25 protein-coding genes are annotated in these 21,301 nt (G+C 66.7%); 15 read left to right on the plus strand and 10 right to left on the minus strand.

Annotation, left to right across the window (positions count from 1 at the left end; translation table 11 throughout):
- Positions 1 to 6: 6 nt before the first annotated feature.
- A complete protein-coding gene (locus tag QZZ29_RS09355; protein ID WP_291382781.1) occupies positions 7 to 1,536 on the plus strand; it encodes an amidohydrolase family protein in 1,530 nt (509 codons plus the stop codon).
- An 88-nt stretch (positions 1,537 to 1,624) separates the two neighbouring features.
- On the opposite strand, the gene QZZ29_RS09360 is transcribed toward QZZ29_RS09355, so the two are convergent.
- Positions 1,625 to 2,065, minus strand: coding sequence for an Hsp20/alpha crystallin family protein (locus QZZ29_RS09360; protein WP_291382782.1), 441 nt, complete (start codon positions 2,063 to 2,065; stop codon positions 1,625 to 1,627).
- A gap of 215 nt (positions 2,066 to 2,280) precedes the next feature.
- Between QZZ29_RS09360 and QZZ29_RS09365 the strand changes: the two genes are divergently transcribed.
- The 7 genes from QZZ29_RS09365 to QZZ29_RS09395 all read left to right on the plus strand — a co-directional run bounded on the left by QZZ29_RS09365 (position 2,281) and on the right by QZZ29_RS09395 (position 7,640).
- Entirely contained in the window at positions 2,281 to 3,483 is a 1,203-nt protein-coding gene (locus QZZ29_RS09365; RefSeq protein WP_291382783.1) for an amidase family protein, read from the plus strand.
- Between the two features lie 69 nt (positions 3,484 to 3,552).
- Entirely contained in the window at positions 3,553 to 4,473 is a 921-nt protein-coding gene (locus QZZ29_RS09370) for an ABC transporter ATP-binding protein (protein ID WP_291382784.1), read from the plus strand.
- A complete protein-coding gene (locus tag QZZ29_RS09375) occupies positions 4,466 to 5,359 on the plus strand; it encodes an ABC transporter permease subunit (RefSeq protein WP_291382785.1) in 894 nt (297 codons plus the stop codon). The genes QZZ29_RS09370 and QZZ29_RS09375 overlap by 8 nt, the downstream gene beginning before the upstream one ends.
- Positions 5,356 to 6,267: an ABC transporter ATP-binding protein gene (locus tag QZZ29_RS09380; protein ID WP_291382786.1), complete on the plus strand. Its 912-nt coding sequence runs from the start codon at positions 5,356 to 5,358 to the stop codon at positions 6,265 to 6,267. The genes QZZ29_RS09375 and QZZ29_RS09380 overlap by 4 nt, the downstream gene beginning before the upstream one ends.
- 25 nt (positions 6,268 to 6,292) lie before the next feature.
- Positions 6,293 to 7,021 carry an ABC transporter permease subunit gene (locus tag QZZ29_RS09385; protein WP_291382787.1) on the plus strand — a complete coding sequence of 243 codons (729 nt, stop codon included), beginning with the start codon at positions 6,293 to 6,295 and terminating at the stop codon, positions 7,019 to 7,021.
- A gap of 9 nt (positions 7,022 to 7,030) precedes the next feature.
- The gene (locus tag QZZ29_RS09390) at positions 7,031 to 7,399 is read left to right on the plus strand and encodes a 2-oxo-4-hydroxy-4-carboxy-5-ureidoimidazoline decarboxylase (protein WP_291382788.1); all 369 of its coding nucleotides are present in this window, start codon (positions 7,031 to 7,033) and stop codon (positions 7,397 to 7,399) included.
- Positions 7,400 to 7,487: 88 nt separating this feature from the next.
- Entirely contained in the window at positions 7,488 to 7,640 is a 153-nt protein-coding gene (locus QZZ29_RS09395; protein ID WP_291382789.1) for a hypothetical protein, read from the plus strand.
- Here the strand turns inward: QZZ29_RS09395 and QZZ29_RS09400 are convergent.
- Complete coding sequence (locus QZZ29_RS09400; RefSeq protein WP_291382790.1) at positions 7,637 to 8,122, minus strand: DUF2231 domain-containing protein; 486 nt, start codon at positions 8,120 to 8,122, stop codon at positions 7,637 to 7,639. The two genes, QZZ29_RS09395 and QZZ29_RS09400, sit on opposite strands and share 4 nt — an antisense overlap.
- A gap of 162 nt (positions 8,123 to 8,284) precedes the next feature.
- Between QZZ29_RS09400 and QZZ29_RS09405 the strand changes: the two genes are divergently transcribed.
- From QZZ29_RS09405 to QZZ29_RS09420, 4 genes are all read left to right on the plus strand, one after another.
- Complete coding sequence (locus QZZ29_RS09405; RefSeq protein ID WP_291382791.1) at positions 8,285 to 8,791, plus strand: sigma-70 family RNA polymerase sigma factor; 507 nt, start codon at positions 8,285 to 8,287, stop codon at positions 8,789 to 8,791.
- Positions 8,788 to 9,480 carry a zf-HC2 domain-containing protein gene (locus QZZ29_RS09410; RefSeq protein ID WP_291382792.1) on the plus strand — a complete coding sequence of 231 codons (693 nt, stop codon included), beginning with the start codon at positions 8,788 to 8,790 and terminating at the stop codon, positions 9,478 to 9,480. The genes QZZ29_RS09405 and QZZ29_RS09410 overlap by 4 nt, the downstream gene beginning before the upstream one ends.
- Positions 9,481 to 9,585: 105 nt before the next feature.
- Positions 9,586 to 10,110 (plus strand): hypothetical protein, encoded by a 525-nt coding sequence (locus tag QZZ29_RS09415; RefSeq protein ID WP_291382793.1) that lies wholly within the window; start codon positions 9,586 to 9,588, stop codon positions 10,108 to 10,110.
- A 163-nt stretch (positions 10,111 to 10,273) separates the two neighbouring features.
- Positions 10,274 to 10,930 (plus strand): DsbA family oxidoreductase, encoded by a 657-nt coding sequence (locus QZZ29_RS09420; protein ID WP_291382794.1) that lies wholly within the window; start codon positions 10,274 to 10,276, stop codon positions 10,928 to 10,930.
- Positions 10,931 to 10,949: 19 nt separating this feature from the next.
- Here the strand turns inward: QZZ29_RS09420 and heR are convergent, their stop codons facing one another.
- Positions 10,950 to 11,708, minus strand: a complete 759-nt coding sequence (heR, locus tag QZZ29_RS09425; protein WP_291382795.1) for a heliorhodopsin HeR — start codon at positions 11,706 to 11,708, stop codon at positions 10,950 to 10,952.
- A gap of 80 nt (positions 11,709 to 11,788) precedes the next feature.
- Entirely contained in the window at positions 11,789 to 12,073 is a 285-nt protein-coding gene (locus QZZ29_RS09430; protein ID WP_291382796.1) for a hypothetical protein, read from the minus strand.
- A gap of 273 nt (positions 12,074 to 12,346) precedes the next feature.
- Between QZZ29_RS09430 and QZZ29_RS09435 the strand changes: the two genes are divergently transcribed.
- The gene (locus QZZ29_RS09435; protein WP_291382797.1) at positions 12,347 to 12,823 is read left to right on the plus strand and encodes a Fur family transcriptional regulator; all 477 of its coding nucleotides are present in this window, start codon (positions 12,347 to 12,349) and stop codon (positions 12,821 to 12,823) included.
- Positions 12,824 to 12,862: 39 nt separating this feature from the next.
- Positions 12,863 to 15,154: a catalase/peroxidase HPI gene (katG, locus tag QZZ29_RS09440; RefSeq protein WP_291382798.1), complete on the plus strand. Its 2,292-nt coding sequence runs from the start codon at positions 12,863 to 12,865 to the stop codon at positions 15,152 to 15,154.
- Between the two features lie 169 nt (positions 15,155 to 15,323).
- Here the strand turns inward: katG and QZZ29_RS09445 are convergent, their stop codons facing one another.
- Positions 15,324 to 15,659 carry a PASTA domain-containing protein gene (locus tag QZZ29_RS09445; protein ID WP_291382799.1) on the minus strand — a complete coding sequence of 112 codons (336 nt, stop codon included), beginning with the start codon at positions 15,657 to 15,659 and terminating at the stop codon, positions 15,324 to 15,326.
- Between the two features lie 155 nt (positions 15,660 to 15,814).
- Between QZZ29_RS09445 and QZZ29_RS09450 the strand changes: the two genes are divergently transcribed.
- A complete protein-coding gene (locus QZZ29_RS09450) occupies positions 15,815 to 16,543 on the plus strand; it encodes a PhzF family phenazine biosynthesis protein (RefSeq protein ID WP_291382800.1) in 729 nt (242 codons plus the stop codon).
- Between the two features lie 385 nt (positions 16,544 to 16,928).
- On the opposite strand, the gene QZZ29_RS09455 is transcribed toward QZZ29_RS09450, so the two are convergent.
- The 5 genes from QZZ29_RS09455 to QZZ29_RS09475 all read right to left on the minus strand — a co-directional run bounded on the left by QZZ29_RS09455 (position 16,929) and on the right by QZZ29_RS09475 (position 21,212).
- Positions 16,929 to 17,615, minus strand: a complete 687-nt coding sequence (locus QZZ29_RS09455) for a hypothetical protein (RefSeq protein ID WP_291382801.1) — start codon at positions 17,613 to 17,615, stop codon at positions 16,929 to 16,931.
- A gap of 152 nt (positions 17,616 to 17,767) precedes the next feature.
- Positions 17,768 to 18,466 carry a hypothetical protein gene (locus QZZ29_RS09460; RefSeq protein WP_291382802.1) on the minus strand — a complete coding sequence of 233 codons (699 nt, stop codon included), beginning with the start codon at positions 18,464 to 18,466 and terminating at the stop codon, positions 17,768 to 17,770.
- 306 nt (positions 18,467 to 18,772) lie between these two features.
- Positions 18,773 to 20,077 carry a HipA domain-containing protein gene (locus tag QZZ29_RS09465; RefSeq protein WP_291382803.1) on the minus strand — a complete coding sequence of 435 codons (1,305 nt, stop codon included), beginning with the start codon at positions 20,075 to 20,077 and terminating at the stop codon, positions 18,773 to 18,775.
- Between the two features lies 1 nt (position 20,078).
- Positions 20,079 to 20,324 carry a helix-turn-helix domain-containing protein gene (locus QZZ29_RS09470; RefSeq protein ID WP_291382804.1) on the minus strand — a complete coding sequence of 82 codons (246 nt, stop codon included), beginning with the start codon at positions 20,322 to 20,324 and terminating at the stop codon, positions 20,079 to 20,081.
- A gap of 306 nt (positions 20,325 to 20,630) precedes the next feature.
- Positions 20,631 to 21,212 (minus strand): hypothetical protein, encoded by a 582-nt coding sequence (locus QZZ29_RS09475; protein WP_291382805.1) that lies wholly within the window; start codon positions 21,210 to 21,212, stop codon positions 20,631 to 20,633.
- Positions 21,213 to 21,301: the final 89 nt, after the last annotated feature.

Raw genomic sequence — 21,301 nt, forward strand, 5'->3', positions numbered from 1 at the left:
TGCCGGATGAAACCACCGACCCTCACCCTCACCGGCGCGCGCCTGTGGGAGGACCCCGTTGCGCCACGGGAAGATGCGTTCGCCGGTCCCGTCGATGTCACTGTCAGTGCCGACGGCCGGGTGGCCTCGGTCGAGCCTGCGGGCACGCAGCGGGCCGCTGGTAGCCGCGTCGTCGATCTCGATGGCAGGTGGCTCATGCCGGGTCTCATGGACCATCACGTCCACTTCACGATGTGGGCCAAGCATCGCGGGCGGGTCAGCCTGTCAGGGGCTCGGTCGGCAGATGACGTGGTCGACGTGGTTCGTGGCGCACTGGTCGACCACCCGGTGCTGAGCCTGGCGGACGTCGAGCCGCTCGTGGGCAGCGGCTACCAGGACGCCTTGTGGCCCGAGCTGCCCACGGCACAGATGCTGGACGAGGTTGCGGTGCACGTGGGCCAGTACGGTCGCCCGATCGTGCTCATTGGCCATGACATGCATTCGGTGTGGATCAACACGGCGGCTGGCGAACGCTATGGCATGCCCGCGGGCTTGCTGCGCGAGAACGCCGCCTTCGAGTTGCAGATCGCGCTCGAGGCCGAGGAGATGGCGGACCCTCGCCGTGTAGAAGTCCTGGTGTCCGATGCTGCACTGGCGGCCGCGTCCAGGGGCGTCACCGGCATCATGGACCTCGAGATGGCGGACAATCCGCTGGTGTGGGCCAGCCGGGTCGCGAGCGGGATCACCTCGCTGCGGGTGGTGGCGGGCGTCTACCCGCAACACGTGACGGAGTCGCTCGCGCGCGGTGAGCGCACGGGAAAGCGAGTGCCCGGAACCAAGGGTCAGGTCACGGTGGGCCCCCTCAAGATCTTTGCCGACGGCGCGCTCAACACCCGCACCGCGTGGTGCTTCGACACCTACCCAGGCACATCGGACTTTGGCCACGCCGCTCAGGCTCGCGGCGACCTGCAGCGAATTCTGTCCGACGCGCGCGACGTGGGTTTCGAGGTGGCGCTGCACGCCATTGGGGACCGTGCCGTGTCCGAGGCCCTCGACGCGTTCGAGGCGAGCGGTGCGTCGGGTTCGATCGAGCACGCCCAGATGGTGAGGGAGCAGGACGTGGCCCGCATGGCCGCGCTTGGGATCGTGGCAGGCATTCATCCCGAGCACATGCTCGACGACCGTGAAATCTCGGACGTCATGTGGGCGGGTCGCACTCACCGGGCGTTCGCGTATGGGGACATGGCGCGCGGTGGGGTCAACCTCCGGATGGGGTCCGATGCCCCCGTGTCGCCGTTGGACCCGTGGTTGGGTATCTCTGCAGCCGTGTACCGCACGCGCGACGAACTGCCCGCGTGGGAGCCCGGCAACGCCCTTGACCTGGGCACCGCACTGAAGATCTCGTGGGCGTCGCCCGCCGTCAGGACCGGGGTCCAAGGTGACCTGGTGGCGCTTGACGCGGATCCGGCTGCGCTTGGCGCGCAAGAACTACGCGAGATGCCGGTGGCACTGACCGTCCTTGGCGGTCGCGTGACGCATGACGCTATCGGTGCCTGAGGCGCGCTAAGGGGTCGGGCACGTGAGTGCCCGACCCCTCGGCGTGGAGTGAAGCCGACGCGTCGAGGCGCGCGGCCCGACTCCCGTCCTAGTCGGTAGAGACCTCGATGCGGCGCGGCTTGGCCGACTCGGCCTTGGGCACCGATACGGTCAGCAGGCCGTCCTTGAAGCCCGCCCTGATTCCTTCAGGGTCCACCCGGTCGGGCAAGCGCACGGCCCGGTGGAACGTGCCGAACCGACGCTCGACGCGGCGGAACTCATCGGCGTTCTTCTCCGCATAGAAGTCGCGGGAGCCGGAGACCGTGAGGACGTTCTCTTCGATGGAGACGTCCACGTTGTCGGCCGGGACGCCGGGCAGTTCGATGTGGAGCGTGAAGCCGTCCTTGGTCTCTTCGACGTCGAGCGCCGGGCTGAAGGCGCCGGTGAGCGGCGCCTCGGCGTCTCCCATGAAATTGCGGATGACGCGCTGAAAGTCCTCGTTCCACGCGGCGGACGCGGGAAATCCGGTGCGAACTACTTCTCGTCTCATGATGATTCTCCTTGGGTGTTGAGGGGCGGGTCGGGCACCCACCCGACCCGGTCTAACAGTTGAGTTCATGACACTCATGTTACGACTTGAGCGACATTCGCTCAAGTTTTGCCGAGCATTTTCGCCCAAGGAATAACGGGCCGACGGTTGCGCGGCGCGGGTAGTCTCGGGAGGGCTTAGTTGGGCGTGCGGGGGTTGAAAGGAGACGCGAAGAGATGGCGGACCAGACCATCGACACGAGGGTGTGGCGAGTGGCGGGGTCGCCGCTCCAGGCCGGGGCCGGGGCGGGTCCGCTGGCCGGCCACACGGTCGCGGTGAAGGATCTGTTCGCCATCGCGGGCCAGCGAGTCGGCGTCGGCTCGCGCGCATACCTGGCCGAGGCCCCCGTTGAGACGGTCACCGCGCCCGCAGTCCAGGCCCTGCTCGACGCGGGCGCGGACGTGGTGGGCATCGCGCAGACCGACCAGTTCGCATACTCCATCGCGGGGATCAACGCGGACTACGGCACCCCTCCCAATCCGGCCGCTCCCGGGGCGATCCCCGGCGGCTCCTCCTCGGGCCCCGCGAGCGCCGTGGCGCAATGTCAGGCCAGCGTCGGCGTCGGCAGCGATACCGCCGGCTCGATTCGCGTTCCCGCCTCCTACCAGGGGCTGTGGGGACTGCGGACGACGCTCGGCGCGGTGTCGCTCGAGGGCGTGGCGCCGCTCGCGCCGCGCTACGACACGGTGGGCTGGCTCACGCGTGACGGCGCCACCCTGAGCGACGTCGCACAGGTGGGGCTCGCCGCCACCCCCGAGGACGTCCCACGCGACCACCCGCTCAGTGGGCGAGCTGTGACGTGCCCGGGAATCAACGCCGCCGCGACCGACGAGACGCGCGGCGCTGTGGCCGCCGTGCTGTCTTCGGTGATCGAGGAGGAGGGGTTTGGCCGCGTGACGCTACCGGGTCCGCGCGACCTGTTCGAGGCGTTCAGGGTCACCCAAAGCGCCGAGGCGTGGCGGTCGCACGGCGCGTGGGTCGACTCTCACCCAGGTGCGTTGGGGCCCGACATCGAGGCGCGCTTCGCGTGGGCTCGCGCCGTCACTGCGGCCGACGAGAGGGCCGGCTTGCACGAGGTTTCTCGCCTTGCCTCATGGATCGATCGGGCGCTCGGGGACGACGTGTTGGTGCTGCCGTCCGCCGCATCGGCCGCTCCCCGGGTCGGTGACGATTCCGAGAAACTCAACATGTTGAGGGAATCCACGTTGGGTATGACCGCCGTGGCCGGGCTCACCGGAAGGCCGGCGCTGTCGGTACCCCTCGCCCGCACCGACGCGGGGCCCGTGGGTGTGTGTCTCGTGGGTCCGCGGGGCTCGGACTTGGCGCTGATTGACCTGGGACTCGCATGGGCGCCCGCCGGCGGAAAATTACACCCCTGACAAGGACTCAGGGGGCCTGTCATCCTCCCGGGGGACGCGCACACCACGCCCGGAAGCTAGGTTCGAGGCATGCCCGCCATCGCCACCCAAGGCCTCACGAGGACATTCGGCCCCGTGACCGCGCTGTCCCAACTCACCGTCGAGATGCCCGCCGGCGTGGTGGGGCTGGTCGGAGCCAACGGAGCCGGCAAATCGACGCTCATCAAGATCCTGTTGGGTCTGCTTCCGCCCACCTCGGGAACGGCCACCATCCTCGGCATGAACTGCCTCACGGACGGCCTCCGGATTCGGGAGATCGTCGGCTACATGCCGGAGAGCGAATGCCTCCCGCCCGACGTATCGGCGACCGAGTTCATTGTCCACATGGCGCGCATGTCGGGGCTGCCGACCAACATCGCACGTGAGCGCACCGCCGACACACTCAGGCACGTGGGCCTGTACGAGGAGCGCTACCGTCCCATCGGCGGCTACTCGACGGGCATGCGTCAGCGGGTGAAGTTGGCGCAGGCACTTGTGCACGATCCCCAGTTGGTGCTGCTCGACGAGCCGACCAACGGGCTTGACCCCGCGGGCCGTGACGACATGCTCGGGCTCATCAGACGCGTCAGCACCGACTTCGGCATCTCCGTGGTGGTGACGTCGCACCTGCTCGGCGAGCTCGAGCGGATTGCGGATCACGTGGTGTCGATCGAGTCGGGCGTGCTCCAGCACTCCACCTCCACGGCCGCCGCGACCGAGTTCAGCGGCTCGGTGCTCGTGGAGGTCACCGAGCGTGGGGCCGAGGTGGTCGAGCGGCTGCGGGCCCTGGGTGCTCAGGTCGCCACCGGCGCGCAGCCCAATGCCTTCGCCGTCGAGGTTCCCGACGAGGGCGTCCTCGACGATGTGCGGGGCGTCGTGGTGGACCTGGATGTGGGCCTGGTCCGCATGCAGCGCGGCCGCCACCACCTGTCCGAGATGTTCCTGACCACGGGGGAGGCCGTCCATGGCTGACATCGAGGCGCCGGAAGGCGTCATCCACGACATCGGCTTCCGCCACTACGACGGCGTCCGCCTGGGTCGCGGTTGGATCGTGAGGTCGCTGCTGGTCGAGACGTTCAGGGGAGTGTTCGGCCTCGGCCGCCCGGCAAAGGCCAAGATCATGCCGTGGATCCTCATCGGCATCCTGTTTGCGCCGCCGCTGGTCTTCGCCCTCATCGCGGTGCTACTCGGCCTTGACGCGTTGCCGCTGTCCTACACGGCGTTCCCTCAAGCCCTGTCGTTGATTGTGTCGCTCTTTGTGGCCAGCAGGGCGCCGTATTGCGTGTCCCGCGATTTGCGCCACGGCGTCATGCCCCTGTACTTGTCGCGGCCCATGCGGCGCAACGACTACGTCTTTGCCAAGTTCGCGGGCCTGGCGCTTTCCGTGTTCGCGATTCTCGCCGCAGCGGAAACGCTGCTCTTTGTGGGCGCGTTGCTGGCCAAGCTGGCCGTCGGAGCGCAAATCACGGGGTACCTTCAGGGCCTCGTCGTGTCGGTGCTGTACGCGCTGGTCTTGACCTCGATCGGCCTGGTCATTGCGGCGTTCACCCCCCGTAGGGGACTGGGCGTGGTGGCGATCATCACCGTGTTGGCGGTGGTCGCCGGCATCGCTTCCGTCGCATCGCAATTGCTGATCTACCACGGCAGCGCCACCCTGGGCAACTACGTGGGTGCTCTCGACCCGTACGGCCTCGTGGACGGGATCGCGGTGCTGTGGTTTGGCGTCGACTCTGCCTTCGGCAGGGACATGGCACTTGGCGCCACGGGCGGCATCGCGTTCACCGCGGCCGCGATCGGGATCGTCGCCGGAGGCATCGGCCTGTTGATGCGCCGCTACAAGAAGGTCGGTGTCGTATGAGCACGCTCGAACTCGTGGGCGTGTCGCGCTGGTACGGCGACGTGGTGGCCGTCAACGACGTCACCATGACCGTGGGCCCGGGCGTCACCGGACTGCTGGGGCCCAACGGCGCCGGCAAGTCCACGCTCATCTCCATGATGGGGGGCTTCCTGCCCCCGTCGTCCGGCACGGTCACGCTTGACGGGGCGCCCGTGTGGCGCGCCACGGAGGCCTATCGCAGCATCGGCCTGGTTCCGGAGACGGAGGCCATGTACGACATGGTCACTGGCTGGGAGTTCGTGCTCGCCAACGCGAAGCTGCACGGGCTGACCCACCCGGCCGACGCTGCGCGCGCCGCGATCGCGCAAGTGGACATGGCGGACGCGCAGGACCGCGACATCTCCGGCTACTCGAAGGGCATGAAGCAGCGCATCAAGATGGCCACCGCGCTGGTCCATGACCCCACGGTGCTGCTGCTTGACGAGCCGTTCAACGGCATGGACCCGCGCCAACGCCTGCACCTGATGGAGCTGCTGCAGTCGCTCGCGGCCCAGGGCCGCACGGTGCTGTTCAGCAGTCACATCCTTGAGGAGGTGGAGCAGATCGCCGGCACCATCGAGGTGGTGGTGGCGGGCAGGCATGCGGCCTCCGGGGACTTCCGGCGCATCCGCAAGCTCATGACCGAGCGGCCGCACCAGTACACGATCCGCTCAAGCGACGACCGCGCGCTCGCGGCCGCCATCATCGCCGACGGCTCGGCGGACAGCGTGGATGTTTCCTCCGGGGCCCTTGCCGTCCAGGCGTCGGACTTCGGGCGATTCGTGCGCGCGCTGCCCAGGCTCGCACGCGACCGCGGGGTGCGCCTGCTGGAGGTCACGCCGGCGGACGAGTCGCTCGAGAGCGTGTTCGCATACTTGGTGGCGCGATGAACGCGCACGGAATGGGGCTGTCACGATGAACGTCACCGTCATGCAACTCACCGCCCGCAATCTGCTGGGCCGGCGCAGGGCGATGCTCCTGGTGATCCTGCCGGTGCTGCTGTTCGTTCTTGCCGGGCTCACCAGGTGGGCTTCGGACGGTTCGGCGGCCTCGTCGAGCCAGCTCGCCAACGGGTTCGCGATGGGCACCCTGCTGCCCCTCATGTGCCTGCTCGTCAGCACCGGGGTGATCGGCGCGGAGATCGACGACGGCTCGATCGTGTACATGCTCGCCAAGCCGCTGAGGCGCAGGGTGATCCTGTTTTCCAAGCTCGTGGTCGCGCTCGCGGCCGTGCTGGTGTTCGCCGTGGTTCCCACGATGGTGGCAGTCGCGATTGCGGGGGACGAGGGCGGGAGGCTGACGCTCGCCTACGGCGCCTCCGCTGCGCTTGCTGGCATCGCGTACACGGCAATCTTTGTGACGCTGGGGATCGCGACACGCAATGCCGTGGTGTTCGGCCTGCTCTACGCCCTGCTGTGGGAGACCGTGCTGGGCGGCTACGTGCCCGGCATCCGCGCGGTCAGTGTGCGTCAGTGGGCGCTGTCGGTGGGTGAGCGGATGCTCGGGACCGACGCCGGCCCCTGGGCCGTGACGTCTGAGGTGGGGTTGACCACCGGGCTCATCATGCTCACACTCGTCACCGCCGGGGCCGTGTCCCTCGGCATACGCAAGCTGCAGACGCTCACTCTCACGTCCGCCGAGTAGGCTGGGATCGTGGTGCCCCCCCTTCGGGGGACCTTGCTGACCTGCCTGCGCATCGAGCGCTGGGCGGATGACCTTTCGGGCCGTTCGTACAACACGATGTTGGAACGTGAGCGCACCGCGGTGGCCGCGGCGACGTCTCTGAGCACCGCCGACCTCACCGGCCGCCTGGCCGACGGCCGCGCCGCGTATCAGCAGCGCTTTGGCCGCACGTTCGTCATCAGAGCGGAGGGTCGTGACCTCGCGGAGGAGGTGACGGAGCTGGAGCGCCGCCTCGCGAACGACGACGTGGCCGAGCTCGCCGAGATCGCGAACCAGTTGCGGGGCATCGCGTTGGTCCGGCTGCGCGCCGCCTACTCGGATCAGTTCGACGCGGCCTGACGGTACGGTCTGAAGAAGTCCCGCGGTTCTTGAGCGTAGGCCGCGGGCTGCTCGAAGGGCGCGAAGTGACCGCCCCGCTCCGGCGTCCATGGTGCGATGGTGTGAGGGGGACGTGTGGCCCGTGGTGGTCGGCGAAGGCACCTCGTTCTACCCGCCCGGCGTCCGGCTCGACCCTGAATTGGTGGTCCAGCGGCGCTTCGGCAACGGCGTGGTGTACCTGGACTACGCCGTGCGCACCTAGCCGAGCAGGCCGCCCCACACCGCGCGCGCCCCGGAGTCGCCGATGAGGACGATGAGGACCAGGCTGCCGACGCTGACCACCACGCTCGCGACCGCGAGCAGCACGGGCGCGGCGGCGGCAAGGGAGCTACGTGCGGGAGCGTAGCGGAGCACCCCCCAGCGGAACCACACCCACTGCGCCGCGGCGACCAGGAACAGCGCGACAGCCCACGGCAACAGCATCGTGCCGTAGTTCTGGTGCGTCTGCACGGCGGGGAGGGGGCCGACCAGGCGGGCCAGGGACTGTCCCGCCGCGACGGTGAGGGGAACGAGCACCAGCACCACGAGCGCCGCGAGCGGTGTCACGATGCCGAGGCGTCGCCGTGCGGCGGGCCAGAATTGAGTGAGCAGCACGGCAACCACCGTGAGGGGCAGGAGCACCACGACCGCATGCACCAGGAGCGGGTGAAGGGGAAGTCCGGCGACTTGCAGCGAGGTGTCCATAGTGGAAGCACGACGGCGACGCCCTCTCGGTTCACCCGCCGCGCCCTCCACTTCTAGAGTGAGGTGAACCGCAACCGCACACGTCTCGTGATCAGGGCAGGGACCGACGGGCGCGACAGCGGTTCGGCTCCGGGACGACGCGCACTACTGAGGAGGCGCACGGTGACGGTCGACAGGCAGTCGGTCCTGCGCGAGCTGCACGACCTGCACGCGGCGGTGATCTGGCGGTACGCGATGCACTTGACGCGCAACACGTCGACCGCGGACGACATCGTGCAGGAGACGTTGCTGCGCGCGTGGCGCACACCCCGGATCCTCGATCAGGATCCGGCGTCGGTGCGCCCGTGGCTCTTCACGGTGGCGCGCAATCTGGTGATCGATGACGCCCGTAGCGCGCGCCGCAGACACGAGGTTGCGGTGGAGGACCCGCCCGACCGAGGCGTTGAGGATGGCAGCGACGGCCTCTTCGACATCCTGCTGGTGGAGGAGGCGCTCCAGGCGCTCAGCGAGGACCATCGCGCCGTGATCGTGCGCGCCTACTTTGGAGGTCAGAACACTGTGGAACTTGCGGCGGAGCTCAACATTGCGGAGGGTACGGTGAAGTCCCGGCTCCACTATGGACTCCGTGCTTTACGCCTGGCACTTCAGGAAAGAGGGGTGACCCGATGAGCGCCGACCACGAGATGTATGCCCGGTGGGATGCGAGTTATGTGCTCGGCGCGTTGACGCCAGGGGATCGCCGCGCGTATGAGGCGCATCTTGAGGAGTGCGAGCGCTGCCGCGTGTCCGTGGCGGAATTCGCTCCGATGCCAGGGTTGCTGGCGCGAACCCGGCCCGAGGTGGACGGGTGGGACGACGCGCGGGCGGCGGGCCCGCCCGCCAACCTGGTCGACCTCGTCACGGAGCGTCGCCTGCGCCGCGATCGACTGCTTCGCAAGCGCGCGATTCTTGGTGTTTCAGCTGTGGCGGCCGCGGTCGCGCTCGCCGTTGCGGTACCCATGGCGCTCCTCGGCCCGTCCGCGCCCGAACCGGCACGGACGGTGGCCATGACGGCCGTGGGTGACTCGACCATGGCGGTCACGCTCGAGCTCAGCCCGGTCGCGTGGGGCACCCGGATCGGCGTGACGTGTGACTATCCGGCGGGCGATACGTGGTCGGGCGAGAACGGCCCGTGGGCCTACAGCTTGGTGGTGACGGACGAGGCCGGGGTCACCAGTCAGGTGTCGACGTGGACGGCCGTGCCGGGAAGGACCATCCACCTGGATGCGGCGACGTCCGTTTCCCTCGATGAGATCGCGTTGATTCAGGTGCGGTCGGTTGGCGGCGAGCCCATTTTGGCAAGTTCGCTGACGGGCTGACTCCGGACTTTCGGGACGTCTTCGTCGATCCGGTGAACCGCGGGGGGCTCGGCGACGTGTTCCAGGTGACCGTGCCCGCGGTCGCATCGAACGAAGGGAACCCCCATGAACTCACGAATCGCCGTCGGCATGGCAATATCAGCGCTCGCCCTTCTTGGCCTGTCGGCGTGTTCGGCAGATACGGCAGGCTCCAGTACATCGTCGGCGGCTCCTGCCACGAGCACCCCTGAGGCCTCGTCCATGACCACGTCGGAGCCCACCGAGTCGATGGATGACTCCGGCGTTGCGCTGGAGACGGCCGAGTCCGCACTGGGCACGATCGTGGTGGACGGCGACGGCATGACCGTCTACCAGTTCGACAACGACACCCAGGGTGGAGACTCGTCCACCTGCACGGGCCAGTGCGCCACGAACTGGCCAGCAGTGCCCGGCAGCGCCGCCCCCGAACTCGAGGGCATCACCGGAACGGTGGCGACCATCATCGGAATCGATGGCGAACCACAACTGACCCTCAATGGGTGGCCGCTGTACTACTTCGCCGGCGACGCGGCGCCGGGTGACACGAACGGTCAGGGCGTCGGCGGCGTGTGGTGGGTCCTGACGCCCGCAGGGGAGCTCATCAAGGGCTGACATCGGGGGTCCCGCGCACGGTAGTGTGTCGCCAGCGACGAGGTGTTGGCTGACTGGCGCGCGGGAATACCTCGCCCCTCACTGGGGTTGTGGCTGGCAGAAGGTGCGCCATGTCCCCGACGGACCTCCATTCTGTGAAGATCTTGAGCGTCTGAGGAGCCCCGTGATTGCCGTTGATGTCTGGTCCGATGTGGCGTGCCCGTGGTGTTACCTTGGCAAGCATCGTCTGGAGACGGCGATCGACGCCTCGGGCGAGGATGTGCAGGTCACGTGGCACAGCTACCAGCTGAACCCGACCATCCCGCGGGGCGAGCACACTCCCCACGCGGAGGCGCTGGCCAAGAAGTTACAGGCGCCCGTGGAGAAGATCCGGGCGATGAACCAGCGACTCATCGACCTGGGCGCCGCCGAGGGCGTCGAGTACAACTTTGACCGCTACGTGCAGGCCAACACGCGAGACGCCCACCGGGTCATTCACTACGCGCAGGAGCAGGGGCTGGGCAACCAGATGAAGGACCGCCTGATGCGCGGCCAATTCACCGAGGGCGCCGTGGTGGACGATGCTGGCCAGCTCGCGGCCATGGCCGCCGAGGTGGGCCTGAACGCCGCCGAGGTGCGCGCGATGCTCGAGACCGATGCCTACGACGACGCGGTCCAGGCCGACATCGATGAGGCAGCTGCCGCGGGCGTGACGGGCGTGCCCTTCTTCGTGTTCGACAGCACGTACGCGATTGCCGGTGCGCAGCCCGTTGAGACGTTCGCGGAGGCGCTGCGTCGGTCAGCGGAGCAGCGTTCTGCGGAGCGCCAAGCGACCGCGTGACCCGCCGCGGGCGCGGCCCTCATGAGGCGAGCGCCCCGGAGAACACCTGCCATGCCAGCAGCGTCTTCGCGACGAGGCTCAGCACGATGTAGGTGCGCTCCCCGCGAAGGTAGTCAGCCCACTTGCCCTTGGCGCGGTACTGCTTCCACTGCACCACGCCGAACGCGTTGAAGAACACGAACAGCGACACGATGATGCCCCACACGAACCCGGGCACCGTAGCGTCGGACGTGTTGCCGGGCCCGGCGAGGTTGATGGCGATGATGAGCCACGGGACGATGCCGACCATGCTGCCGAAGATGAAGGGCACCAGGTCGCCGTCGCCGGGGGTGGTGTAGCGCTCCTGGAGCCAGCCGAACAGGATCATGCTGGCGTTGACCGCGAAGAGGCCCGCGAGCGCGGCGAAGTTGGCGAGGCCGTTGAGCTGCAGGATGAGCACGATCATGATCGAGGAGGAGAGCGAGTACTCGACCCATCGGAACGTGTTGTGGTGCTCGCGGAGGCCGGCCACATATCGAGGGAAGAACGTGGGCGAGACGATCAGGAAGTGGAAGAACGCGGAGATCAGCAGGAATCCGGCCACCGCGTACCCGATGTTGATGTCGAAGAGAGTGATCGGGTCGCCGTACGCGCCCGAACCGGGTGGTCCGGTGAGGTACGTCGCGGTGACGGGCAGCGCGGCGTCGTTGGCGAGGAAGAGGATAGCGACGAACGACGCGAGGTGCAGCAGGCCTGCTACCAGGTTGAACGGGCGGAGCTTGGCAAGTGCGGTGTCCATGGGGTCTCCTCGGTGTTCGGCGGTGAACTGCGCCTTTGACACTCGACAACACCCCAGGTAATGAGCGGATTCCCGGCGAACTAGGGCGCGTCCTCGCCAAGCTCCCCGCGCAACACCTGGGCCCAGTCATCGTCGGCTAGGCCGGCGCGGTCCAGCAGGTCCCGCCAGTCCACTTGGGCGTGTTCAAGCGCATCCTGAAATAGCGAATAGTTACCTCGCGCCGCGATCAGAATGGCCGCATGGATGCGTTCCGGATCCACCTGAGGCGTGATCTTGAGCCTTTCCAGCGTGTTGAGCATCGGCGGCGTGCTGGTCCCAAAATCGTGGGCGAGACGTTCGGCGACGCGGTGGCTGGGGACGGGCATGGGAGGCAGTTTCGCATGCCGACGGTCGTGCGCGGCACAGGGGCCGCCAAGACGTCCGTCCCGTCGCACACGTGGAATATGCGCGTTCAGCTGCTGTACGTCGACGGCTGCCCCCACTGGGAGGTGGCACAGGCTCGCCCACGACGCAGCAACCGGTGGAGGCGATGGTCGCGTGACCACGCGAGCTGCAGGGCGGTGCGCCGCATCCTTCACCGGGCGGCAACGTCGGCGTCCAATATTTTGAATGACTCAAGATTGTGCAATACTCGGTAGATGACCACATCGACGCAGGCACCGCTCGACGCGGACGTTGCGGAGGTCATTCGCGGCGCGGGTTTGCGGCTCACCAAGCCGCGGGGCGCGGTGCTCAGAGCGTTACACGATCGCCCGCACGCGAGCGCTGACGATGTGCTGAGTAGTGTCGCGGCAGTGTTTCCCAAGGCAAGCCTGCAGTCTGTCTACAACGCACTGAGCGACTTTGTCTCCGCCGGGATTGTGCGCCGCTTCGAGCCTGCCGGGAGCCCCGGACTCTATGAGTTGCGGGTCGATGACAATCACCACCACCTGGTCTGTACGCAATGCGGCGCGGTCAGCGATGTCGACTGCGCGGTAGGACACGCGCCGTGTCTGACGCCGTCGGAGACCCAAGGATTCGTCGTTCACCAGGCGGAAGTCACCTACTCGGGACTGTGCGCCGCGTGCGCATCGACCACCACGACCACCGACACCACCAAGACCACCACGGGTTGAGCGGCCCGCGGCCTCACCATTCCTGAGAGAGGAAGCCTCATGTCTGATCCCGAAAACTTTGCCGCCCCGATTGGCGAGAACTCCACCGACGTCGACCAGGCGACGACACCCATCGACACTCCCGTCGATGAGGCCTCCTGCCCCGTGCTACCAGGTGGGCAGCCGCACCCGACGAGCGGGTCCGCGAATGAGCGGTGGTGGCCCAACCAGCTGAACTTGCGCATCCTCAAGAAGAACCCCGCGGTCGCCAATCCCTTGGGCGAGGACTTCGACTACGCCGCCGCTTTCGCGGGCCTCGACCTCGACGCAGTGAAAGCCGACATCGCCAAGACCCTCACCACGTCTCAGGACTGGTGGCCTGCCGACTTCGGTCACTACGGTCCGCTGATCATCAGGATGGCGTGGCACAGCGCTGGCACGTACCGTGTGATGGACGGCCGGGGCGGCGGCGGTGCAGGCATGCAGCGGTTCGCGCCACTGAACAGCTGGCCGGACAACGTCGGGCTAGACAAGGCCAGGCGCCTCCTGTGGGACGTCAAGAAGAAGTACGGCCAGTCCATCTCGTGGGGCGACCTCATGATCCTCGCTGGCAACGTCGCGCTCGACAACATGGGGCTCAACACCTTTGGCTTTGCGGGCGGTCGCGCCGACGTATGGGAGCCGGACGATGACGTCTACTGGGGTCCAGAGTCGACCTGGCTCGCAGACAAGCGCTATTCGGCCGATCACGACCTGGAACGCCCGCTCGCCGCGGTGCAGATGGGTTTGATCTACGTCAACCCCGAGGGCCCGGGCGGCAACCCGGATCCGCTCGCATCGGCCCAGGACATCCGTGAGACGTTCAAGCGGATGGCCATGAACGACGAGGAGACGGTCGCGCTCATCGCCGGCGGTCACACGTTTGGCAAGACCCATGGCGCGGCACCCGATTCGAACCTTGAGGAGAACCCCGAGGCGGCCGGCTTGGAAATGCAGGGTCTCGGCTGGAAGAACAACTACGGCACCGGCAAGGGCGATGACCAGATCACCAGCGGCCTTGAGGTGACGTGGACGTACCACCCGACCCGGTGGGACAACGAGTACTTCCACATTCTGTATGCCTACGAATGGGAACTGTTTGACAGCCCCGCCGGAGCGCACCAGTGGCGCCCCGTCAACAATGGCGGTGCGGACATGGTGCCCATGGCGCACGATGCGAACAAGAGCCGTGAACCCCGCATGCTCACGAGCGATATTGCCCTTCGTGTTGACCCCGAATACGACAAGATCTCCCGCCGTTTCGCGGAGGACCCTGTCGCGTTCGGCGATGCGTTCGCTCGCGCCTGGTTCAAGCTCACCCACCGTGACATGGGCCCCGTCGCGCGGTACCTCGGGCCCGAGGTTCCGCAAGAGGAGCTCATCTGGCAGGACCCGGTTCCTGCTGTCGATCACGCGCTCATCGACGCCGCCGACGCGGCCGAGCTCAAGAGGCAGATCCTCGATTCAGGGCTGACGGTTTCCGAACTCGTGGCGACCACCTGGGCGGCCGCATCGACGTTCCGTGGCAGCGACAAGCGGGGCGGCGTCAATGGGGCGCGTATTCGCCTCGAGCCGCAGCGGAACTGGGAGGTCAACAACCCCGAGCAACTCGCCAAGGTGCTCTCCGTGCTCGAGGGCATCAAGGCGTCGTTCGATGGCGCGCAGGCTGGTGGCACCCAGGGTGACGGCGCAAAGAAGGTGTCGCTGGCGGATCTTGTGGTGCTGGCGGGCAACGCTGGCGTCGAGAAGGCCGCGAAGGAGGGCGGCCTCGATGTCGAGGTGCCGTTCCACCCGGGACGCACCGATGCGACACAGGAGCAGACCGATGTCGAATCGTTCGGCTACCTGGAGCCTGTCGCCGACGGTTTCCGCAACTACTACGGTCCGCTCGCCACGCTTCCGCAAGAGCACCAGCTGATAGACAAGGCGAACCTGCTCACCCTCAGTGCACCGGAGATGACCGTGCTCGTTGGCGGCATGCGCGTGCTCGGTGCCAACTGGGACGGTTCGCCCTATGGCGTCTTCACCGACCGGCCAGGCGTGCTGAGCAACGACTTCTTTGTCTCCCTCCTGGAGCTCGGCAACACCTGGAAGCCGCTGGACCCTGACTCACAGGCGTTCGAGGGTCGCAAGGACGGCTCGGATGAGCTGGTGGGCCGCGGCACACGTGTCGACCTGCTGTTCGGCTCGAATTCCGAGTTGCGCGCGCTCGCTGAGGTCTACGCGAGCGACGACGCCGCGGAGAAGTTTGTGCGCGACTTTGTGGCGGCCTGGGGCAAGGTGACGGAACTTGATCGGTTCGATCTGCGCTGACGGGGGTGGTGGCGAGGTTCGGACTTATGTCTGCGCCACACATCTCTGCCACCGAGGGCGACTTCACCCCGGACGCCCTGCTTGCCGGCGATCCCCGCGGCGTCGGCCGCGCACACCGACTCGGACATGACCGCGCCTCGCGGCCCACGGGACGCTCGCAGGCTGACGGCTATGGCTTGTTGGCGTCTGGCCCGCCGACCGTGTGGGTGCCGGAGGCATCGGTGTAGGTGAGGATGAAGTTCTGGTACCGGAACCAGCGCTCGCCTGCGCTGGGGTGCTGGTCGACGACCGTGCCGTCCGCGCCGGTGATGTCGATGGGGATCCCCGCGTCGTGGAGTGCCTGGGCGGCCTCGTCCACCGAGTCCCCGGTGACGTCCGGCGCGATCTTGTACATGCCGAAGAACCAGATCACGAGTGCCAACGCCACCACGGCCAAGGTCCCCAATGCGAGGGCGAATCCCCACAGCACCTTGTCCGGCGACGGCAGAAGCCTTCTGCGCGTCATCACGCACCTCCAAGCATCGATTCTTGTCGACCGTAGCAGGAAGTTCATAGCCAAGAAGGTCAACCTGTTGAGTTTCTTGTGGGGACATATCCACTCCCCGGCGCGGTACCACCGCGCCCTGACTGGCCGCATCCCCGCCAGGTAGCGTCGGCTGCATGACAACCCGCCCGTTTCGCATGATCGACGTGTTCCCTTCAAGTGCGCCGCAGTCCGGCAACCCCCTCGCGGTGGTGCTTGATGCGGACGGGTTGACCACCCAGCAGATGGCCGCGTTTTCCGCGTGGACCAACCTGTCGGAGTGCACGTTCGTGCTGCCGCCCACGGACCCCGCCGCCGACTACCGGGTGCGCATCTTCTCGCTCACCACGGAGTTGCCGTTCGCGGGCCACCCCACGTTGGGCACGGCTCGCGCGTGGCTGGACGCTGGGGGAGTGCCGCGCACGCCCGGCCGGGTGGTGCAGGAATGCGGGGTGGGCCTGGTGCCGGTGCGCGTTGACGAAGACACGGTCGCGTTCGCGGCCCCGCCGCTGATCCGCTCGGGCCCGGTGGACGACGCCGACCTCGCCATCGCGTTGTCCGTACTGGGAGTCACTCCGGCCGACGCGGTGGAGGCCAGGTGGATCGACAACGGCCCCGGCTGGCTGGGCGTGCTGCTGCGCGACGCCGACGCGGTGCTTGCGTTGGAACCCGACCTCACGGCCCGCGTGGGTCAGCCGAACAACTCGTCGACATCTACCCGTTCGCCTACCTCGGCGTGCAGCGCGCGCACCAGCCCCAAAGCCCCGGCCGCCGACCGCCGGTCGCGCGCCGCGGGCTCCTGGCCCTGGAGTTCCTTGGCGGCCGCTGGCGCACCCTCGGTCGGAACCGGTTTGAGTCTGGCCTAGCTCAGAGGGACCAGATGCGACCGACGATGACGCTCGACACCTGCCACGGTGGCCGATGCAGCCACGCAGAGTAGTAGAAGGGCTGAGAGCGGGTAGACAACCGAGGGTGCCGCGACCACCAGGAGCGCACCGAGCCAAACGAACCCCATCCCGCGGGACAGCCATACGACTGCCGCTCCAAGGACACCGAGAACAGCCAGTGCGACCAAGATCGCATTCGCACTGCCCCACCCCGCCAAACCGAGGTACACGACGCCTTCGACGGCCTCGATTAGAGCGAGGGCCTTTATCCCTTTTCTCAAATATGACGCAAGCGCTTCGTGCTCAATACGCATAGCAGTCTCCAAATTTCTAGTCGGACCCAACGATTCGGGTCTTTGCAAAATCAATAGCTCGACAGTTGTTCTGTGCTGACGACTTCGACTCCGTCCAGAATACTCTCCGGGGTCAGCTCAACGCCATCCGTAGTTCTGACCATTACGATCCAGTCGCCGCGCACCTCGACTACAAGCCGCGCCTCCGGTACTGGCTGGCCGTCAGCCGCACCCAGCGCCGGGAATGTGTAGGTGGCCCGTTCGCCCTCGTCTGTACGCCCAGCGACGGTGTCGAACCACCAGTCGAGCACATCGAGATCGCCGGGCTGCGCCGCGTATCCACCGACAGCGATTGACTGCTGGTCCACGCCGTCCACCCCAGTCCCATCCAAGACGTATGCAGCGACAGTTCCGGTGTCATATGGAGAGATTGGTAGCGATCCGAACCCCGGCACGCGTGCGTGACTCTGGTCCGCGACCGCGCCGTAGCCAGGAATGCTTGCTGTCCCGTCGTTGCTCAACGACAACTCTTCAGCAACCTGTTCAAGATCCCCTTGCCTCGAGGCGACAACTACTTGCCAACCGCCCATGCAAATGCTGAGCCCAGGAAGGTTCTCCCTCAACTGAACTGGACCCTCTTCGCATGCCTGCTCGCTTTGAACCGTATAGATACCAACGACGCCTTCTTCATCGTTCTGAAGCAGCTGCAGCCGGTAATCAGGTATGTCGAGGCCATTTGGGAATTCCGCGAACCCCACTTGCTGGAAGCCATCTGGCGTTGAGTCGAGTCCCCACCCTTTGCCCGTGCTTGGAGCAACGGGCGAAGGGTAGGTGCAACCGACGAGCTGGGAAAGGAGGACTACGAGGAGAGATAGTCGCCCTGCCGCTCGAGCGGGGGCTGATGCGTGACTTACCACTGGTTGTACGTGGTGTTCATCTTCTTGGCTGTCGCCATGTGAGTGAGCGAGCAAGTCTTGGACTGGGAGAACGACGCTGAGTAGGAGCCTGGTGAGCGAGTAAGCGTCGTGTAGAGCGTGAAGTTCTGCCCTGGCTGCAGATTGCACCACAGGAAGTCACTGTGGAACGCACCGGATGCCTGAGCGGTAGCCGCGCTGGTGGTGTACGTGCTGGTGTACGGCCCGTATGAAGGCGTGCTCGCGTGGTTCCACGCTAGGTTGCCGTTCCACGAGTTGACCATCCGCCACGTCGTGAACTTCACGTAAGACAAGCCCGTGCCCGACTGAACGGTGGCCTCGTGGGCATAGCGGAAACGCGAGATGTCGAGGTTGACCGCGTCCTGAAGTGTCTGGCTCGAGTGGATGACGTTCGACGTGTAGACCACCGCTTGTGGAGAAGGTGCGATGGCCGAGATCGCCGATGCGGAAGCCCCCTTCACGTCGGGGACCTCGGTGTGGCTGACGATCGACGTCGAGCAGTCGTCACCGATCTCGTAGACGTCGGAGTAGACCACGCCTTCGACGAGTTCCTTGGAACTCGCGTCGGGGAGGGTGGTCAGCCCTGACGAGCACTGCGCGGTCGCCGCCAGTGCGTCCGGGTTGGGTTCGCTCGCAGCAGCAGTCGCGGCGGTGGCTGCTCCCACAAGTGCCACGATAGATATCAACGATGTAAAGACGGTTCGTGACGCGTGAATAGACATAATTTCCCCACCCTCGATTTTCCTTTTCTGGGCGAGCATCATTGCTCGCAGAGCACAGTTAACACCCGGACCTTCGTCCTAGCAATAGGCGACACGAAAGCTTTTTGTTTGCCGCCTGACGCGAACGGGGAATTGCTTTTCAACGAGCCTCAGAGGGGCTCTTCGCCGTTGAGTGTGGGGTGAGTGCGGCGGGTTGAAGTCAGATGGGGTCGAGATCCCCGAAAATCAGAGCCCGTTTACACCGGCGACTGCTTCCTGCTAGGCGAGCGCCTCGCGCGCGACATCGCAAGACTCCGCGATCCGCTCGATCATGCCGGAGTCGAGGAGCCGCTGTTGAGCCGTCAAAGGCGCCTCGCTGCGGCGGATCGCGTCGACAAAAGCGTCCGGCATGTTCGCCACGAGATCGCGCACGATCTCGCCGCCGGTGCCGTTCAGGGACAGGCCCGCGCCACGCAAGGCCGCCGCCCAGTCGCTCCCGGTCGCACGGGTGAACTCTCGCTGGGCACCGATTGACATGGCTGCTCGGGGGAACCGTCGCGAGCCATCGGGACGCGAAGCTATCGCTCCGGATGCGGCGTCGTACATGGGTGCGAGGTTAACCTCGGTGCGTTCGTCATACATCAGTGCGTAGTTCTTCGCATGTGCATCGGAGCTCTCGCTCAGGTAGTTGAACGCGACCATGATCGCGAAGCGTGCGACATTGGCCTCTGCGTCGGCGGGCACAGCGACGGCCGACCACAGCACGCCAGCAACGGAGGAGAGCCCAGGGCCGCCGTCCGCCTCGTACTTGGCGGTCGAGTCCACTCCGAGGGCCTGGCACACGTCCTCTTGGTGGATGCGTCGCAGCATGCCCGCGTTGTCGCGGTAGCGATCGAATCGCTCCACGATGACGGCTGGGGTGCCGTCGAACTCGTAGTAGCTGGTCTGTGCCGCGTCCACCCCCAGCGCCCTCGCTGCCGACATGGTGACGTGCTCGACCAGGGCCTGATCTCCGGCGCTCACGCCGGCGAACGAGCCAATACCAGGCTTGATGATGTGGCTGTGCGGCTCGGTCCCGATTGCCACGTGCCACGTTCCGGACTCGGAGCGCAGCGCCATCTTGTGTTGGGCTCCACTGACCGACCAGTGCTCGTCGTACTCAAGAGGCTCGACCGGCCCGGACTCGTCGCCAAGCATCGCGCGCAGGCGGGCACCGATGTGCGCATCGGAGACCGGAATCAGCCCGCCGGAGCCCTCCGGCAACGTGTCCTCGCGGTAGACCTGTACGGCTCCGGCGCAGTCGAGACCGCCCTTGTCGAGCAGTGCGAACGTGGAGGTATCGAGGCTGCCAAAGGATCGCGCCATGCGCAGGCGAGCGTCGGGGCCGTCGGGCAGTAGGCCGTTGAAGAACGGGGACGCCTTGTCCGCCGAGTAGCGCTTGCGGGGTGCCGACGGCATCGACAGTGAGAGCGAGATGTCGAGAGGGACGTCGTGTGCGTAGCGGAACTCCACGCCGTTGGCGGTCTTGCGCTGCAGCGTCCCGATGCGGCGGCCGTGCAGGAACACGAAGAGCGAGGCGGCCATGTCAGTCCTTGGGGTCCAGGTCCAGGTCCACCGTCGCCACGAGGTCGACCCCGAGTGTGGCAAGCACGCCGAGCACCTTGCTGATCTCTGCGCCAGGCGTCTTGCCGTTTTCAAACATGGAGAGCCACCGCGTAGACACCCGCGCGCGTGAGGCCAGTTGGGCCTGGGTGAGACCGGCGGCCCGGCGCGAGGCGGCGACCACCTGGCTGACGTCCATGGGCCGACGAAGACGTACCTGTGCGCTCATGAATATGACGATACACTCACAACTGTGAATGAGCAAGAGTGATCATATTGTTGGATCGTATGATCGCAGGCTCATATCACGAAATGCGCAGGTATCGTCATCGGGCGGCTTGGGGCCCCGGTACTGGAGCCTCGTCACGGAGGCGCCGCCTGAGTGACTTCCTTGAACAACGGGCGTCCATATTTCGGGATGTCGCGACATCCTCGAATATGGACGGGTACCGTCGACGTTGCAGGGTGGGCCGACGCTAGCGTTCGCTGCGCCGACGATGGCTCGGTCGGGTCGGGTGGTCGACGCCGTCGAGGCCTAGTCGTACCGAGCGACCGGCGCAGCCGGATCGGCCGCCACGCAGTCGAGCCCAGGCACCGCGAGCAGGCGCGAAATCGCGGGGGCGCTGGCCCCCACCCCTGCCCAGTGGGGATCCACGTCTGCCGCAATGCACCACGCGTGATCGGCCGGCCAGATGAAGGATGGATGGTCGTACGGGTTGAGGCCGAGATTGTCGTACCACGCTCCGAGTTCCGCCAGTGGACCCTCGATGAGGAACGAGTCTCGTAGGGGGACCTCGATGCGCGCGTTCCCGCGTGGCACCGGCGACGTCATCGGCACACCGCTGTCCCAGACGCAGAAGTAGCCGGGATTGGGCGAACTCGTGAACGGGATCAGCGCATCGACCGCGCGAACGAGGGTCTCGAGCTGCATGCGAGGCGAGATGTCGAGTGGATCAGTTCCGCCTTCGGGCTCTCCCACGTAGGCAGGGTCCCGCAGGAACCTCAGGCGCCCATAGGCGTCAAACCCGGCGGGCCCGAAGGCAATGAGGCGGCCCGGCTCGGTGTCGCTGTGAACGATCCAGTCCGCATGCGCGACCGCACCCGAGTACCTGAGCATGTGCGAGGCCTCCTCACTCTCATTCGCGCCCGCATGAGTCCCCCTCAGATTACGACGTGGGCGAGTGGCGGCGGCTTTCACCGCGGCGG

Source organism: Demequina sp., assembly GCF_016278765.1.
GTDB lineage: Bacteria > Actinomycetota > Actinomycetes > Actinomycetales > Demequinaceae > Demequina.